Source organism: Paraburkholderia sp. BR13444 (assembly GCF_040948755.1).
GTDB classification, from domain to species: Bacteria; Pseudomonadota; Gammaproteobacteria; order Burkholderiales; family Burkholderiaceae; genus Paraburkholderia; species Paraburkholderia youngii.
In genome coordinates this window covers 1-1,548 of the sequence record NZ_JBFPKM010000045.1, presented here as the reverse complement: position 1 = coordinate 1,548, position 1,548 = coordinate 1, and the positions used below count along the sequence as shown (strand labels likewise).

The following is a 1,548-nucleotide window of genomic DNA, read 5'->3' as shown; positions in this document are numbered from 1 at the left end:
CTGGCGCCCTGCCCCCTGCGGGGGTTGACCTGAGTAAGCGCTAAAGCGCTAACTCATGTCGAAACACACCTGTTATAGGATCAAGCCTTACGGGCAATTAGTATCAGTTAGCTCAGTACATTACTGTACGTGCACACCTGACCTATCAACGTCCTGGTCTTGAACGACCCTTCAAGGGGCTCGAAGCCCCGGGGATATCTCATCTTAAGGCGAGTTTCCCGCTTAGATGCTTTCAGCGGTTATCTCTTCCGAACATAGCTACCCGGCGATGCCACTGGCGTGACAACCGGTACACCAGAGGTTCGTCCACTCCGGTCCTCTCGTACTAGGAGCAGCCCCCTTCAAATATCCAGCGCCCACGGCAGATAGGGACCAAACTGTCTCACGACGTTTTAAACCCAGCTCACGTACCTCTTTAAATGGCGAACAGCCATACCCTTGGGACCGGCTACAGCCCCAGGATGAGATGAGCCGACATCGAGGTGCCAAACACCGCCGTCGATATGAACTCTTGGGCGGTATCAGCCTGTTATCCCCAGAGTACCTTTTATCCGTTGAGCGATGGCCCTTCCATACAGAACCACCGGATCACTATGACCTGCTTTCGCACCTGTTCGACTTGTCAGTCTCACAGTCAAGCACGCTTATGCCATTGCACTATCAGCACGATTTCCGACCGTACCTAGCGTACCTTCGTACTCCTCCGTTACACTTTGGGAGGAGACCGCCCCAGTCAAACTGCCTACCATGCACTGTCCCCGACCCGGATCACGGGCCAAGGTTAGAACCTCAAACAGATCAGGGTGGTATTTCAAGGACGGCTCCACGCAAACTGGCGTTCACGCTTCACAGCCTCCCACCTATCCTACACAGACCGGTTCAAAGTCCAATGCAAAGCTACAGTAAAGGTTCATGGGGTCTTTCCGTCTAGCCGCGGGGAGATTGCATCATCACAAACACTTCAACTTCGCTGAGTCTCGGGAGGAGACAGTGTGGCCATCGTTACGCCATTCGTGCAGGTCGGAACTTACCCGACAAGGAATTTCGCTACCTTAGGACCGTTATAGTTACGGCCGCCGTTTACCGGGACTTCAATCAGGAGCTTGCACCCCATCATTTAATCTTCCGGCACCGGGCAGGCGTCACACCCTATACGTCCACTTTCGTGTTTGCAGAGTGCTGTGTTTTTATTAAACAGTCGCAGCCACCAGTTTATTGCAACCCCTTCACCCTCCTGGCGCAGGCCAGTCAAGCTACCAGGGCGTACCTTATCCCGAAGTTACGGTACCAATTTGCCGAGTTCCTTCTCCCGAGTTCTCTCAAGCGCCTTAGAATACTCATCTCGCCCACCTGTGTCGGTTTGCGGTACGGTCACTGTGAAACTGAAGCTTAGAGGCTTTTCCTGGAACCCCTTCCAGTTGCTTCGCTTCCGAAGAAGCTCGCGCCACACCCTTGAGTCCTGTGCCCGGATTTGCCAAGGCACCCTCTCCAATGCAGCGACCGGGACTTCCAACACCCGGACAACCTTCCGCGATCCGTCCCCCCATC

General features: G+C 54.4%; 1 rRNA gene. It reads right to left on the bottom strand.

The features are described from left to right. Positions 1-76: 76 nt before the first annotated feature. A 23S ribosomal RNA gene (locus AB3X95_RS38895) occupies positions 77-1,548 on the bottom strand; the annotation flags it as partial.